Below are 15,025 nucleotides of genomic sequence, written 5' to 3'. Positions count from 1 at the left end.
GGCAGTCACATCGCGCCGGGAGGTCGTCGCCTGGCAGGCGACACTTACGCCTGGCCCATGCCGGAGGAGACACCCCGTGAGAAGAATGCTCTGCCTCGTCCTCGCGCTGATCCCGCTCGCCTCCGCGCAAACGCCTGCCTTCGATCCGGGGACCGGCTGGCCTACTGCGGCCAGCGCGCCTCCCGTGGCGGCTGCGCCTGGTGCGTCGATCCCAGCGACGGGAGCCGCGGCCAGTGCGTCGCCGTGGGCAAAGCCGAGCGCGCCGCGCCGAGCGAGACGCTCCCCCCGCTCTCGCCTCAGCCCGCGCGAACGCCCCGCCCCGCGAGCCCGACCTCGACGATCTGGCTCTCGGGCTCGCCCGCCTCGCCCCCCAGCTCCGCGGCCGCCGCCTCGCCGGCCCCGCGCTCGGCCTCGCCCATGCGCCCCGCCTCCTCGGGCGGCTCTTCCCACGGCCGCGTGACCTGCGCGGGCCGCACCAGCGGCACCCACGGCCTCGGCCCCGCCGCCGCCGTGCGCCCCTCCTCGGCCGCGATCTCCATCAGGCTCTCGCGGCTGATGCTCACCAGCTCGAGGCGCACCGCCTCCGGCATCGATCCCACCCGCGCGGGCTCCGGCATCTCCGCCCCGATCGCCGCCGCGTCCCCCTCCCCCGCCGACGCCGCGTCGACCCGGATCTCGGGCGCCGACGGCCACGCCCCGCCGAGCTCTCGCCCGATGGCGTCGAGGCTCTCGCGCCCGAGCATCGCCTCGCCGATGCGGATGTCCGGCAGCGACCCGGCCGGCCGCGCCGGCGCCCCGGGCGACGCCGGCGCCTCGCGCAGCGCCACCGGGCGCGCCAGCGACCGCGGCGGTCCCCCGTTGGCAAGGAGGGCCAGCCCCGCGACCGCGCTCCGCTTGCGGGCCGGCGGCGACGGCGGCGGCGGGCGCCTCGAGGCCGGGGCCGGCGCCTCGCACACGACCGCGGCCCCGCAGATGGCCGGCGGCACCTCGCGCACCTCGGCGACCGGCCGGCGCGTTGAGGCAGGCACCGCCTCCCCCCGCGGCCGCGACCGGGTGCGCCGCGGCGCGCTCCGGATCGGCTGCGGCGCCGCCAGGGTCCCCTCGTCGATGGCACGCAGGCCGCGCTCGATCGCGGGCACCACGTCCCGCCGGTCCGCCCACGTGGGCATCACCACGCAGAGGATCGCCTCGGCGGCCACGCCGAAGTACACGTCGACGGGCGCCGCGCCCCCGTACGGCACCAGATCCTCGCGCCGCAGCTCGACGCACCCGAGCCGCCCTCGCTCCCCGAGGCCCAGCGCCGCGTCGACGATCTGGCTGCGGCCCTCCCTGGGCATGTCGCGCGGCACGCGTTTGGTGATGACCCGCCCCCGCCGGGTGATCACGAACGCGAAGTCCGCCCCCGCAGCCACGTAGGTTCGGTCCGAGATCACATCGAGATCCACCACGCTCCCATCCTACCCGATCCAGGGCGTCCCCGTCTCGGGATCATGCCTTTCCGCGCCTCGCATCCCCCTCCCCTCGCATCCCCCTCCCCTCGCATCCCCCTCCCCTCGCAGCCCCCTCCCGCCGCGGCGGAGGTGATGTGTTGTGCGAGATACCGACAGAGCCCCTGTTTTTCTACAGCCCTGTTATCAACCAGCCCGCGCACCGCTCGCCCCCCGCGTCCCGCTCCGCGCGCTTCGCCGCCCTCCCGCCGCCGCCTCTCACCGCGCTCACCGCTCGCACCGCGCTCACCGCGCTCACCGCGCTCACCGCGCTCATCGCACGACTTGCAGCATCCCCATCATGCCCGCGTCGGCGTGATCGAGGATGTGGCAGTGGAACATCCACATGCCAGGCCGGTTGTCGTAACGCACCGCGAAGCGCGCCGCGCCGTCCACAGGCACGTTCACCGTGTCCTTCCACGCGAGCGGCCTCACCGGCTGGCCATCGGCGCCGAGCACCTGGAAGAAGAAGCCGTGCAGGTGGAACGGGTGATCGAACTCCATCGTGTTCTCGATGGTCCACACCGCGGTCTCGCCCACCGCCGCCACGAGCGGCTCCGCCTCCCAGGAGGGCACGCCGTTGATGCCCATCACGAGGTCGCCCGGGCCCTCCTCCCGCGTCAGCTGCAGATCGACGCGCCTCGCCGCCGCCGTGTCGAGCGCCTCGATGCCTCGCGCGATCGCGGGGAGCGGATCGTCCTCGGCCAGGGGCTCGTCCGCGAGGCGCAGCCGGAACGCCTCGACCTCGGGCCTCCCGAAGGTCGTGCCGTAGCCCCGATCGTAGGGCACCCAGCGCACCGAGAGCGTCGCGCCCGGCGCCCCGCGCGGCGTCACCAGCACGTCGGCGCGCTCTCCGGGGGTGAGCAGGATCCTGTCCTCCTCGACCGGGTGCTCCAGGAGCCCGCCGTCTCCGCCGATGCGGGTGAAGCGGTGATCCGTGATCAGGAGCTGATAATAACGGGACTTGGCCGCGTTGACGATGCGCCACCGCTGCCTGAGCCCGGCGCGCGCCCCGATCACCGGGTTGACGCGCCCGTTGACGAGCAGGAGGTCGCCCTCGCGCCCGAACAGCGTGCCGAGGTTGCCGCCCGCCTCCGGGTCCTCCAGCGAGCCGTCGTCGCGCAGGCTGACGTCGCTGAGCACGAGCACGAGCTCGTCGCCGAGCGCCGCTGGCTCGTCCGGATCCTCGACCAGCAGCGGGCCGTAGAGGCCATTGCCCGCCTGCACCGCGGAGTCGACGTGCGGGTGGTACCAGTAGAGCCCCGCGTCCGGCACCACGAAGTCGTACGTGAAGCCGCCGCCCGGCGGCGTCTCGGGCTGGCTGTGCCCGGGCGCGCCATCCATCTCCGCCGGCAAACGCACGCCGTGCCAGTGGACCGTCGTGGGCGCCGGCAGCTCGTTGCGGAGGTGCACGATCACGCGATCTCCCACCGTGGCACGCAGCAGCGGGCCGGGGAGCCCGCCGTTGTAGGTCCACGTCGGCGTCCTCTTGCCGGCCACGATCTCCACGTCCTCGACGCGCGCCGTCAGATCGACCTCGAGCACCCCCGGGCTCGCGTCGAGATCGCGCGCCGGTCGCAGCGCCACCGCGCTGTCCCACCCCTCGGGCTGCGACGGACGCTCGCCCGCACACCCGATCGCGGCGACAGCGAGCCAGAAGCTCACGAAAGGACCAGCCGAACGCCCGCACAGCATATCGCGGGGACGGATCTTATCACCAACCGGCGGAGAATCCGCGTGGTTTCGCGGGCTTCGCGGGCCCGCCGCACGTCAGCTCCAGGTCAGCTCACCCGAGGCGCGGCCTCGGGCGGGTCGTCGATGGCGGGCGCCGCCGCCTCTTCGCGGCGCAGGTGGCTCTCGCCGCGGCGCGCGGCGAACGCCGCGGCGAACACCTCGTCGACCTCCGGGCGCTCGGGCGCATCGTACAGGAACCACGCGCCCTGCACGCGCTCCGGCGTCACGTCGAGGATCGCGTACCCGCGGCGCCACAGGTCGGCGTACTTGACGTGCGGGTTCGCGAGGACCAGCGGCTCGGCCGCCCGGGCCTGCTCCTCGGTGAGCCACGGGGAGGTGATCCCCGGCACCGCGATCTCGACCGCCAGCGCGCCCCGGCCCGTCGCGGCGTCGTAGCGCGCCGGATCGAGCGGCGCCGGCGCGAGATCGATCGCCCACGACGCGTGGGTGTCGCCGCTGAGCACGACGACGTCGCGCACGCGCTCCTCGTCGAGGAGCTCGAAGAAGCGCTGGCGCGCCGCCGGATACCCGTCCCACGCGTCCGTGTTCAGGTCCTGCGGGATCTGGCCCATCAGCACCTGTTGGCCGATGACCTTCCACGCCGCCGTCGAGCCCGCGAGCTCCGCGCGCAGCCACGCCTCCTGATCGCGCCCGAGGATCGTCCGCGCCGGCGCCTCGAGCGCCCCGCGGTCGCTCGGGTCGGCCTGCCGGTCGCGCCCCCAGGAGCGCGTGTCGAGCAGGAAGAGGTCGACGAGATCGCCGTAGCGCAGCGCGCGCCAGATCCGGCCGGCGCCGCGCCGCTCCTCGCCGCGCTCGCGGATCGGCATCCACTCCGCGTAGACGCGCTGCGCGACCGCCCTGCGCTCCTCCCACGAGCCCTCGGCAGGCCACGCGTGGTTCCCCGCGCCGCCCTTCCAGGTGTTGTTCGCCAGCTCATGGTCGTCCCAGACCGTGATGAACGGGTGCTGCTGGTGCGCCGCCTGGAGGTCCCTGTCGCGCCGGTACTGGGCATAACGCGCGCGGTAGTCGGCGAGCGTCACGATCTCGTGCGCGGGCTCGTAATGCCGCGCGCTCCCGTACTGGCCGGCGCCGAATTCGTAGATGTAATCGCCGAGGTGGATCACCGCGTCGAGGTCGAGGCGCGCGGCGATGTGCCGGTACCCGTGGAACAGCCCGTGCGCATAGCTCGAGCACGACGCGACGGCGAAGCGCAGCCGCCCGGCGCGGCCGCGCGGCGCCGTCCTCGTGCGCCCGACGGGCGACGATCCGCCGAGGGCGATGAACCGGTAATAATAGGTCTTCCCTGGGTCGAGCCCGCCGGCGTCGACCTTGACCGTGTGATCGCGCTCCTCGTCCGTCAGGAGCGCCCCCGAGCCCACGATCCGCGTGAAGCCAGCGTCGAGCGCGATCTGCCATGTCACCGCCACCGCGCCCGCCTTCCCCGGCGTCACGCGCGTCCAGAGGATGACGGCATCGGGCAGCGGATCCCCGCTCGCCACGCCGTGCTGGAATACCGTCTTCGACAGCTCGCTGGCCGGCGACGGAGCGTCCCCCGACGCCGGCAAAGGAGCGTCGCCGTCCGGCGCGGCGCCCCAGCCGCCCGACAATCCGGGGAGCGCAGCGAGGCTGAACATGGATACGCTGCAAAGGATGCTTCGCCGGGCCATCGACATGATCTCTCCCCTTGTCGACCGCGTGCGGTGAGCTGCGTATGACGCACGCACCGCCGCCCCGGCAAGCGGAAACGAGCGCTGTAACGCGCCCGTCGCGCCGCGCTCTCAGCGATGTTTGTTTCGGGCGTCCCGGCGCCGACTCAGGTGTTGCGACCGACCACGTCGAGCAACGCGACGAGATCGACAGGCTTCTTCAGGATGTCGACCGATCCGAGCTCCGTGGCCCGCGGCGCCGCCCCCGCCGTCAGCACGACCACGGGGACGTCGGAGATCGCGGGCGTGCGCAGCTGCTCTGCGCGGAACGCGTATCCGTCCATTCCCGGCATCATCAGATCGAGCACGATGAGCGCCGGCGTCGGCGCCTCGCGGAGCCTGGCCAGCGCATCCGCGCCGTCCCCGGCCGTCATCACATCGTATCCCTCATCGCGCAGGACGGTCACGAGCGCATCGCAGACGCCTGGGTCGTCCTCGATGATGAAGATCGTCTTCCGTCGAGAGGGGCCCTGCTCGGCGAGCCTCCGCCCCATCGCGCCCGGAGGGCACGGCGGCGCGGCCGGCGGATCGCCCCGCTCCGCGCCGCACCCCCTTCCGGGGGCGCACGGGACATCGACGCCGCCGCCCCTGCGCAATCCGCTCCGGACCATCAAGGGACCCATAAGGCGTGGAGCCGCGACGCGCAATTTGAATCGCGCCGCGCGCCCTGCGCCATGCGTCATCCACGGCTGCAGGGCCTGCCAGCGGGCCGCTCATGCCGTTCTCGACGATGCCATGGAGGGGCGCGCGGCGAGCTCATCGGGGTTGGCATGAAGCGCTCCGGCCATGTGATCACGGCGGTATGAGGGCTGCATGCGCGCTCGGCATGAACGTGGCCGTGATCTTCTATTCCCGCTATGGCGGCACGGCCGCGCTCGCGGCCGCCGTCGCGCAGGGCGCCAGGCAGGCCGGAGCGACCGTGCGGCTCCGGCGCGTCGCCGATCTGACGGCGATCGAGGACCGGTGGAGCGCGGCGAATGAGCGGATCCGTGCCGCGCAGGAACACCTCGCCTCCGTCCCGCTGGCGCGGCAAGACGACCTCTTCTGGGCGGACGGCATCGCCATCGGCTCGCCTGCGCGCTATGGCGCGATGTGCGCGGAGATCCGGCGCTTCCTCGACGGATCGAGGCAGCCCTCGGGAGATCTCGCCGGCAAGGTAGCCTCGGTGTTCTGCTCGCCGTCCGCGGTCGAGGGAGCGCAGCGCGCGACGCTCCAGGCGACGCTCGCCTCCCTCGCCGGCCATGGAGTCCTGCTCCAGGCCCCCGCCCGCGCGGAGATGGATCCGACGAGCAGGACCGCGCAGCGCGACGGCCCGCCTCAGGCGAGCGCGGATCACGCGCCGGCGGAGCTCGACCTCGCGCCGGCGCGCGCCCTCGGCCGCAGGCTCGCGCTGCTCGAGAGCCGGACTCGCGGGTAGGCGCGGAGAGCCGGCCGCGCCGTCGGCCTGTGCCGTTGGCCGCGCCGGCGTCGCTGGCCCTGGAGTCCCGGACAACCGCGCAGCAAATCAGCAAGCGCCGACCTCTTCTCCGGCACTCACGTAGAGCGCGTCCGCGTCGGGCTGTTACACCAGCGGCGATACCTCGCTACCGGTCGTAACCGATGGATCGTCAGGCCGGGCCCGAGATGGGCCGCCGACGACCACCTCAGCCGTAGACAGGAGAGAGCTCAGCGAACCATGAGCGCACCGGCTCACCGCAAGCATTATCATCCTTCGCCTCGGCGCGAAGGCAGGGTCAGGTTTTCGAGGCATTCTCCGCGGACGACCGCGCAGCTGACAGCCGCGCGCGCGGCTGTCAGCCAGCCGGCCGGCGCGGAGCGGGTCCGCTTCTTCGTCCGGGTGGGCGCCTATTTCAAGGGCGAGTGGGCGCGCCTCGGGGCGCTCGCCGTGCTGGTCTGCGTCTCGATCGCGATCAGCCTGCTCCAGGTGTGGCCCGTCGCCGTGATCGTGGATCTCATCTCGACCGGCCCGCGCGCGGGGGACTTCGTCCATCGCATCCTGCTCGCGCCGCTCCCGGACAGCCTGCTCGGCCGCGTCCTCGGGCTCGCGGCGTTCACGCTCGTCCTCCGCGTGGCGCAGGAGTTCGTGGGCATGGGCCGCGCCTTGCTCACGTTCCGCATCGGCTATGGCGGGCTCACGCGCGTGCGGCGCGACGTGTACCGGAAGCTCCAGGCGCTCCATATGGGCTATCACCGGGCGCAGCCGCAGGGGGACGCCCTCTACCGGCTCAACCAGGACGCCTCCGGGTTCCACGGCATCCTCAACGTGGCGGTCGCGGTGATGGGGAGCGCGCTGACGCTCGCCGTGATGATCTGCATCATGGCCTCGCGCAGCCTGGAGCTCACGCTGCTCGCGCTCGCGGTCGTCCCGCCGCTCCTCCTCACGAACGTCAGGTTCGGGCGCGTGCTGCACAAGAAGTGCACCGAGGCGAAGGAGGTCGAGAGCGAGTTCGCGACGTCCGTCCAGCGCTCGATGGCGTCGATCGGCCTCGTCCAGGCGTTCGGCCGCGAGGCGGACGAGGAGGCGCGCTTCCACACGACGCTGCGCAACAGCGTGAAGGCGTGGCTGCGGCTCCACCACGACGAGCTCCGCCACACGCTCGCCATGGGCTCGATCCTCGGGCTCGGCGGCGCGCTGGTGCTCGGCTACGGCGGCTACCTCATCGTCCAGGCCCGGGCGGGCGGGGGCGAGGCCGGCATGACGCTCGGCGCGCTGACGGCGTTCCTCGGGTACCTGGGCATGCTCTACGACCCGCTCTGCAAGCTGACCGGCGCCGGCGCCGCGGTGCAGGGCGGCGTCGCGGGCGCGCAGCGCGTCTTCGAGGTGCTGGACCGCGACCAGGCGGTCGTCGACAGGCACGACGCGGCCACCCTCCCGCCCCAGCCGCGCGCGCTCTCGCTCGATGGCGTGGGGTTCGAGTACCGCCCGGGCCACCCGGTGCTGCGCGGGCTCGACGCGACGATCCGGCCGGGCGAGATGGTCGCGTTCGTGGGCTCGGTCGGCGCCGGCAAGACGACGCTGCTCGGCCTGCTGCCGCGCTTCCACAACCCGACCTGCGGCGCGCTGCGGCTCGACGGCATCGACACGCGCGCGGTCCGCGTGGCGGACCTGCGCCGGCACATCGCGCTCGTCCTCCAGGACAGCATCCTCCTGCCGGCGACGATCGCGGAGAACATCGCCTACGGCCGCCCCTCCGCGACCGACCCGGAGATCCGGAGGGCGGCCGAGATGGCGGGGGCGGCCGGCTTCATCGAGGCGCTGCCGGACGGCTACCGGACGGCGATCGCCGACGGCGGGCTCAACCTGTCGACCGGCCAGCGGCAGCGCATCGCGATCGCGCGCGCGCTGCTGACGGACGCGCCCATCCTGGTGATCGACGAGCCGACCGACGGGCTCGACGCCGAGCACGAGCGGACCATCGGCGAGGCGCTGCGGGCCCTGAAGGGGAAGCGGACGATCGTCCTGATGAGCCACCGCCTGAGCACGGTCGTCGACTGCGACCAGATCTTCGTGATGGAGCGCGGCCGCATCGTCGAGAACGGCGGGCACGGAGAGCTCCTGCGGCGGGGCGGCGTCTACACCAAGATGGCGCGCTGGCAGCACCTCCACACCGGCCACGCCGCCGCGGCGAAGAGCAGCCCGCGCCGCGTCCAGCCGGCGCCGTCGTCCGACGCGTACCGCAGTGAGGACGGCAGCTGGGCCGATGGGCTGATGGGCTGAGCGAGGCGTCGGGCGCCGTCCGCCGCCCCGAGGCGGCGAGGACGTGATAGAGCAGATGGGGCGCGCGCCGGCCGCGCCTTCGCCGGATCGCCATCGATGCTGCGGGCCACGAACATCGACAGCTTGAGCCGCGACACGTTCGACGTCCTCGTCCTCGGCGCCGGGATCAACGGCGCCGTCGCGGCCGCGGCCCTCGCCGCGCGGGGGGCGAAGGTCGCGCTGATCGATCGGGGCGACTTCGCCGGATTCACCAGCCAGGAGTCGTCGAACCTCGCCTGGGGCGGCATCAAGTACATGGAGAGCTTCGAGTTTCCGCTCGTGCGGAAGCTCTGCACGTCGAGGAACCTCCTCCTCAGGAGCTACCCGTCGTCGGTGCAGGAGATCCGGTTCTACGCCGCGCACGAGCGGGGCTTCCGCCACGGGCTCTTCAAGCTCTTCCTCGGCACCTGGCTCTACTGGATCATCGGCAGCTTCTTCACGCGCATCCCCCGCCTGCTCTCCCGCCGGGCGATCGCGCGGGAGGAGCCGATCATCAACCTGGACGGCTGCGACGGAGGATTCGAGTACTCCGACGCGTACCTGGTCGACAACGACGCGCGGTTCGTCTGGGGCTTCGTGCGCGCGGCGCTCGATCACGGCGCGCGGGCGGCCAACTACGTCGAGTCGCTCGGCGCGCGGCGCGAGGGGGGCGCGTGGGTCACGCGCGCCCGCGACGTCCTGTCGGGCAGGGAGCTCGCCGTCCGGTCGCGCGTGCTCGTCAACGCCTGCGGGCCGTTCGTGGACGCGCACAACGAGCTGACGGGCCAGCGGACGAGGCACCGCCACATCTTCTCGAAGGGCATCCACCTCATCGTGGATCGGCTCACCTCGAGCCGGCGGGTGCTCACGTTCTTCGCGGACGACGGCCGGCTGTTCTTCGTGATCCCGATGGGCTCGAGGACGTGCATCGGCACGACCGACACCCGCGTCGAGGGCCCGCGCGCGGCGGTGACGCCCGAAGATCGGCGCTTCGTGCTCTCCAACATCAACAAGCGCCTCAACCTGCCCCGCCCGCTGACCGAGGCCGACGTCATCGCGGAGCGCTGCGGGGTGCGTCCCCTGGCCGTCGAGGGCGGCGGGGAGGGCGAGGACTGGCTGCAGCTCTCGCGCAAGCACGCCCTCGAGGTGGACGGGGCGCAGGCCCACGTGAGCATCTTCGGCGGCAAGCTCACCGATTGCATCAACGTGGGCGACGAGGTCTGCGCCGCCGTGCAGGGGCTCGGCGTCGCGCTGCCCCGCCCTGCGCAGCGCTGGTATGGCGAGCCGGGCGAGGCGCTTCGTAAAGAGTTCTTTCACAAGGCGCGCGCCCTCGATCTCGACGCGCTGACGCCGCCGCGCGCCTCGGAGACGCTCAGCACGCGGCTATGGCGCCGCTATGGCGCGCAGGCGATCGGGCTGCTCGAGGACATCCAGAGCGATCCGAGGATGGCCGATCCGCTGTTCGAAGGGGCGGACGACCTGCGCTGCGAGGTCGCCCACGCCGCGAAGCACGAGATGATCGCGAAGCTCGATGATTTCCTGCGGCGACGCACGAAGATCTCGCTCTTGCTCCGCCGCGAGGCGCTCGCGAGGTCGCCCGGCCTCCGCGAGGCGTGCAAGCTCCTCTTCGGGGACGAGGCCGACCGGCGGCTTTCGGAGTACTTCCACGAGCACGGCGCCGGTCGCCTCGCGGAGGGGAAGGCGCCCGCCGCGGGCGCTGCCGGTCAGGTAGCGCCGCGCCCCGGAGCCTGATCAGGGCCCCCGGAGCCGCCCCAGCGCCGCCCAGGCGCGCGATCTCGATGGGCGCGCGCCCCGCCCGGCTCATCACGCCGGCGCGCCGCAGATGCGGTGGACGAGCTCGAGCAGCGGCTCGATCTGGAGCGGCTTCTTCAGCAGGCCCGCGACGCGCAGCCGCGACGCCTCCTGCTCGACCCGCACGTCGGCGGACACGATCACCACCGGGATCGACGCCAGCGCCGGGTCGCGCTGGAGCTCGGCGCGGAGCTGCCACCCATCCATGACCGGCATCATCAGATCGAGCAGGATCAGCGCGGGCGGCGCGTCCCGCCGCAGCAGCGCGAGCGCCTCGGCGCCGTCCGCCGCCTCCTCGACGTCGTACCCCTCGAACACGAGGAGCTGCGTCAGAATGCTCCTGATATCCAGATCGTCCTCGACGACCAGGATGCGGCCAGTTTTCTCGATCATGACCGAACCTCACGACCGGACTGCGCCGCGCGGCGCGCTTCCTCTGCCGCCCCGCCGAGCAGCCCAGCTGCGGCCCTGACCGATCGAGTGTTCATGGGGCCGGTGACGCAACTTGAGCGAACGCCGCGGCCCTGGCAAGCGGTCGGTCCCGCGGAGCGGCCCCGCGGCGCGCCGGAGCACGGACGGCGCGCCGACTGTCGGAGCCCGTCCGCCAAGGACGGCGGAGCGCCTACTGAGCGGCCTCCTCGGGAAGCTCATCAGAGGCCCCGCCCGAGGCGGCGTTGCGCTCCTCTCCTGCCCCCGCGCGATGGTCATGGACAGGCAAGAGCACGCGGAAACACGCGCCCTTGCCGACCTCGCTCTCCACGTCGATCTCGCCCCGGAAGCTCGTCACGATGCCGTGGCAGATCGCGAGCCCGAGCCCCGTCCCTTCCCCGATGGGCTTCGTCGTGAAGAACGGGTCGAAGATGCGGCTCCGCAGCTCCGGCGCGATCCCTGGCCCGGTGTCGCACACCTCGATGCACACGCGTCCGGGCGGCGCGGGGGCGGTGGAGATCCGGATCTCGTTCTCCGACACCTTCCCCTCCGGCAGCGCCTGGGCGGCGTTCACGATCAGGTTCAGGAGCACCTGGCCGAGCTGCGCCTCGTTCGCGTGGACGGCCGGCACCGGGCGGAGCGCCAGGACGAGCCGCGCCTTGCTCTGTATCTGCTGCTGCGCCATCCGCAGGACCAGCTGGATCACCGGGTCGACGTCGACCGGGCCGAGCTCGCCGTCGTCGGCCCGCGAGAACGTCTTCAGGCCGCCCACGATGTGCCGCACCCGCGAGCCGCCCTCCGCGGCCTCGTCGAGCGCCGAGAGGAGCGCGTCGAGGCGCGCGCCGGCCCCCTTCGCGCGGAGCTCCTTGCGCGCGAAATCGACGTTCGCGACCATGTACGCGAGGGGGTTGTTGATCTCGTGCGCCACCCCGGCCGCGAGCGTGCCGAGCGAGGCCATGCGATCGGCGAGCTGGAGCCGCGTCTCCATCTGCCGGCGCTCCGTGACATCGGACACGGCCCCGAGCATCCGGTACGCCCTGCCGGTCGCGTCGCGCAGCACGATGCCCCGGTCGTGGACGTCGGCGTAGCTGCCGTCCGCGAGCAGGCACCGGTACCAGAGCTCGAACGTCCCCCCATCCCCCTCCATCGCGCGCCGCAGCCCGTTCATCACGCGATCGCGATCCTCGGGGTGGACCCGCTCGAACCACCACACCGCGTCCTCCTCGATGTCGGCGCCGCCCGTGCCATAGAAGCTCCGCATGCGCTCGCTGCCGGTGACGCGCCCGGACGAGAGATCCCAGTCCCAGAAGGCGTCGCTCGTGGCGCGCACGACGAGCCGCATGCGCTCCTCGCTCGTCCGGAGCGCGTCCTCTGCGGCCTTGCGCGCCTTCATGTCGAAGGCGAAGCAGACGCCCCGATCGCGCGCCCCCTCGACCAGGGCAGGCGCGATGAGGACGGGCACGCGCCGCCCGTCGCGGGCCAGGAACTCCTTCTCGAACGGCGGACAGACGCCGTTCTTCAGGACCTCCGAGAGGGCGCGCTGGTCCGCGGCGCGGTGCTCTGGCGGCGTGATCGCCATCCAGTTGAGGCGCCCCGCCTCGACGTCCTCGCGCGTGTAGCCCACCATGCCGAGGAACGCGTCGTTCGCGTCGAGCACGCCCCCCGCCGCGTCCCACACGAAAAGGCCGATCACCTCCGCGGACGCGTCGCGGAAGGAGCGCGCGGCGCGCTCGAGCAGCGCGCGCTCCGCGGGCGCCCGGTCGGCCACGTGCGCCGACGGCCGCCGCACCCACCACACCGCCGCGTCGAGCTGGATGGCGATCGACGGCTCGAGCGCCGCCGCCACGACCGTCGCGCCCGCCTCGAGCAGCGCCGCGGTCGCGCCCGCGCTCCCGGTGACGGCGACCACGGCCACGCGATCGCCCCCGGGCGCCGCGCGCAGCCGCCGGCAGAGCGCGAGCGTGTCCTCGAGCGGCCCCTCGTCCGCCAGCACGGCCACGTCGAACGGCTGAGTCGCCAGGAGATCCAGCCCGGCCTCGACGTCCCGCGCCGGGACCGCGACATAGCCGCGCGCCGCGGCGAGCGCCTGCGCAGCGCCCGAGGGGCCGCCTGGGAAGATCAGGATCCTGGGTGCCTGTGGTCCCGCCACGCGCGCAACATCCCGCGCGCGGCGCGCAGACGCAATACCGGCGCAGCGGTGATCCACGTTCCCGCGCGTTCCCGCGCTTTCCCGCGCGCTCCGCGCCTACCCCCGCCTCACCCGACCCCGGCCCTCCGGTCGTCGAACCATTGCCACGCGTTCGCGAACCCCACGCGCTGGGATGATTTCTTGTAGCAGAGGAAGTAGAGCCTTCCGCCCTGAACACCGCACTCTGTACGGTCTTTCCAGCAGGTGAGGAGATCCGGGTCCACGGCCGGATTGCTCGAAAGCACCGTCCCTTCGTCGAGCTCCTGTGTCTCGGCGGCGTCCGGGCAGACCGCCGGGCCGGAGGTCAACGGAATGCCCACCGCGCTCGATTCCACGCCCGTGTTGAAGAGCGCCTCGGCCACCCGGCGCACGGCGGCTGCGCGGTCTGGACCGCAGAGAGAGAGGATATCGAGGCTCGCGCGATCGACCTGGACGAGAATGAAGTTGCGCCCCTCGATGACGGTGAACCCGAGCCCGCCCGCGGCGTACTCGTGGCGGAGCAGGTCGGGCGTATCGTCCGTGGCGGCATGGAACGCGTGGCGCGCGTTCACGGCCTCGCCGTGCGGGTTGAGCTCGTCCCGGAAGATGGAGTCGCACCAGTAGAACGACTCCGCGCGCGCCTGGGCCGGCACGTCGTCGAACCGCTCGACGGGCGTGAAGCCCTCCGGGGCGACGCGCGCCACGGCCGCGAGCCACCCCGCGATCCTCGCGTCGACGTCCTGCTTCTGAAATGCGTGCGCGCTCATCCCCAGCCTCCGTTTCTGTAGGTCGCCACGATCTGCTCGACGCGGAACCCTTCGTCCGGCGCCGAGCTGAACCAGATGAGCCCCCAGAAGACGCCCAGGATCGGCTCCACGGAATCGAACACGCCGGCGCCGCCCGCGTAATACCTGGTCACGCCGCCGTGGGAGAACTCGAGGCACGCCTCGTACCGGTTGAGCCCCGGGCTGACCGTCCCGTCGGGGAGGCGCGTATGGGACGCCGGATAGGTCCTCCCCACCTCCACCGGCCCGTCGACGAGCGCGGCGCGCCACACGCGGCCGCCCTCGACCTTCGTGACGTCGAGCCCCGCCCACGGATTCTGCTCGACATCGGCCGACAGCGTCTTGCGCCCGCCGCCCACGTTGGGGTCGCCCCAGACCACGATCATGCGCGTCCGCCCCGGGATCCCGAGCTGGCGCAGCATGCCGCGGAGGAGGCGGACGATCGCCTGGCACTCCCCGCTCTCCTCCACGTGATCGGTCATCGGCCAGGCGCCGCCCTCGCCGTTCACGTACGTCGGGTGATGGTACCGCCGGGGCACCCTGGGGCTCGGCAGGAGCGTGTACGTCGGGAACCTGGCCATGACCCCCTCCACGATCTCGTGGGGATCGAGGGTATCCATCGGCGCGATCCAGGAAACTGCCCTGTCCATCCGCTTCAAGGTCACCCCATCTTCCTGCCAGACATCCTGTCTGTCGGTCTGGGGCCTGCCCATCGTGACATAGACGACGTTCGAGGTCCGGGCGGGAGACACGGCAGCTCCCGCGCCTGCAGACCAGCTCAGGGCGAGGTTGAACTTCTGGATCTTCCTCTCGATCTGCCGCGAGGAGAAGAGATCGAGCGGCGCGCCGACGGCCCCGCTACCGCGGCTCTCGAGGACGATGCCCCCCGGCCCCACGGCGCGGATCTCGGCCGCCGCCGCGCTGTAGGCGTCGCGCTGCGAGATCCCGAGCCGGACGACGATGTGCCGGCCCATCGAGATCGAGAGGGGGACGGCGCCCCCCGGCGTCCACTCCGGCCGTGGGCACAGGGCCCCCTCGTTCCTCCAGCCGCTCTCCCCCTTGCAGTCCTTCAGGAGACCGTGATCGGACCTGAACTCGATGGAATGCAGCGCGATGGACCGCACCGCATCGGGCTCCGGGCTCTCCATGGTCGGATCCGCCATATCGAC

The 15,025-nt window shown here is 72.7% G+C and carries 11 protein-coding genes; 3 read left to right on the top strand and 8 right to left on the bottom strand.

Going from position 1 to position 15,025, the window contains the following annotated elements; all coding sequences use genetic code 11:
* Positions 1-296: 296 nt before the first annotated feature.
* The 4 genes from WME82_RS06770 to WME82_RS06755 form a co-directional block, all read right to left on the bottom strand.
* Positions 297-1,448, bottom strand: coding sequence for a hypothetical protein (locus WME82_RS06770; RefSeq protein ID WP_438042146.1), 1,152 nt, complete (start codon positions 1,446-1,448; stop codon positions 297-299).
* 312 nt (positions 1,449-1,760) lie between these two features.
* Entirely contained in the window at positions 1,761-3,152 is a 1,392-nt protein-coding gene (locus WME82_RS06765) for a multicopper oxidase family protein (RefSeq protein ID WP_438042145.1), read from the bottom strand.
* Between the two features lie 116 nt (positions 3,153-3,268).
* The gene (locus WME82_RS06760) at positions 3,269-4,855 is read right to left on the bottom strand and encodes an alkaline phosphatase D family protein (protein ID WP_438042144.1); all 1,587 of its coding nucleotides are present in this window, start codon (positions 4,853-4,855) and stop codon (positions 3,269-3,271) included.
* 179 nt (positions 4,856-5,034) lie between these two features.
* Positions 5,035-5,538 (bottom strand): response regulator, encoded by a 504-nt coding sequence (locus tag WME82_RS06755; protein WP_438042143.1) that lies wholly within the window; start codon positions 5,536-5,538, stop codon positions 5,035-5,037.
* Between the two features lie 191 nt (positions 5,539-5,729).
* Between WME82_RS06755 and WME82_RS06750 the strand changes: the two genes are divergently transcribed.
* From WME82_RS06750 to WME82_RS06740, 3 genes are all read left to right on the top strand, one after another.
* Complete coding sequence (locus tag WME82_RS06750; RefSeq protein WP_438042142.1) at positions 5,730-6,344, top strand: NAD(P)H-dependent oxidoreductase; 615 nt, start codon at positions 5,730-5,732, stop codon at positions 6,342-6,344.
* 258 nt (positions 6,345-6,602) lie between these two features.
* Complete coding sequence (locus WME82_RS06745) at positions 6,603-8,645, top strand: ABC transporter ATP-binding protein (protein WP_438042141.1); 2,043 nt, start codon at positions 6,603-6,605, stop codon at positions 8,643-8,645.
* Between the two features lie 96 nt (positions 8,646-8,741).
* Positions 8,742-10,415, top strand: a complete 1,674-nt coding sequence (locus WME82_RS06740) for a glycerol-3-phosphate dehydrogenase/oxidase (protein WP_438042140.1) — start codon at positions 8,742-8,744, stop codon at positions 10,413-10,415.
* A 72-nt stretch (positions 10,416-10,487) separates the two neighbouring features.
* On the opposite strand, the gene WME82_RS06735 is transcribed toward WME82_RS06740, so the two are convergent.
* From WME82_RS06735 to WME82_RS06720, 4 genes are all read right to left on the bottom strand, one after another.
* Positions 10,488-10,868, bottom strand: a complete 381-nt coding sequence (locus tag WME82_RS06735; RefSeq protein WP_437298266.1) for a response regulator — start codon at positions 10,866-10,868, stop codon at positions 10,488-10,490.
* 229 nt (positions 10,869-11,097) lie between these two features.
* On the bottom strand, positions 11,098-13,053 hold the full coding sequence (locus tag WME82_RS06730) for an ATP-binding protein (RefSeq protein WP_438042139.1): 1,956 nt from the start codon (positions 13,051-13,053) through the stop codon (positions 11,098-11,100).
* Positions 13,054-13,160: 107 nt separating this feature from the next.
* Positions 13,161-13,838, bottom strand: a complete 678-nt coding sequence (locus WME82_RS06725) for a hypothetical protein (protein ID WP_438042138.1) — start codon at positions 13,836-13,838, stop codon at positions 13,161-13,163.
* Positions 13,835-15,019 (bottom strand): hypothetical protein, encoded by a 1,185-nt coding sequence (locus tag WME82_RS06720; protein WP_438042137.1) that lies wholly within the window; start codon positions 15,017-15,019, stop codon positions 13,835-13,837. The genes WME82_RS06725 and WME82_RS06720 overlap by 4 nt, the downstream gene beginning before the upstream one ends.
* Between the last annotated feature and the right edge of the window lie 6 nt (positions 15,020-15,025).

This window comes from Sorangium sp. So ce128 (assembly GCF_051525245.1).
In the GTDB taxonomy this organism is placed as follows: domain Bacteria; phylum Myxococcota_A; class Polyangia; order Polyangiales; family Polyangiaceae; genus Sorangium; species Sorangium cellulosum_B.
This window is presented reverse-complemented; position numbering and strand designations above follow the sequence as displayed.

Bases quoted from the DNA above. Each gene is read 5' to 3' on its own strand.
- WME82_RS06755 (WP_438042143.1), bottom strand. From the start codon at position 5,538: ATGGTCCGGAGCGGATTGCGCAGGGGCGGCGGCGTCGATGTCCCGTGC.
- WME82_RS06750 (WP_438042142.1), top strand. From the start codon at position 5,730: ATGAGGGCTGCATGCGCGCTCGGCATGAACGTGGCCGTGATCTTCTAT.
- WME82_RS06735 (WP_437298266.1), bottom strand. From the start codon at position 10,868: ATGATCGAGAAAACTGGCCGCATCCTGGTCGTCGAGGACGATCTGGAT.
- WME82_RS06760 (WP_438042144.1), bottom strand. From the start codon at position 4,855: ATGTTCAGCCTCGCTGCGCTCCCCGGATTGTCGGGCGGCTGGGGCGCC.
- WME82_RS06740 (WP_438042140.1), top strand. From the start codon at position 8,742: ATGCTGCGGGCCACGAACATCGACAGCTTGAGCCGCGACACGTTCGAC.
- WME82_RS06725 (WP_438042138.1), bottom strand. From the start codon at position 13,838: ATGAGCGCGCACGCATTTCAGAAGCAGGACGTCGACGCGAGGATCGCG.
- WME82_RS06745 (WP_438042141.1), top strand. From the start codon at position 6,603: ATGAGCGCACCGGCTCACCGCAAGCATTATCATCCTTCGCCTCGGCGC.
- WME82_RS06720 (WP_438042137.1), bottom strand. From the start codon at position 15,019: ATGGCGGATCCGACCATGGAGAGCCCGGAGCCCGATGCGGTGCGGTCC.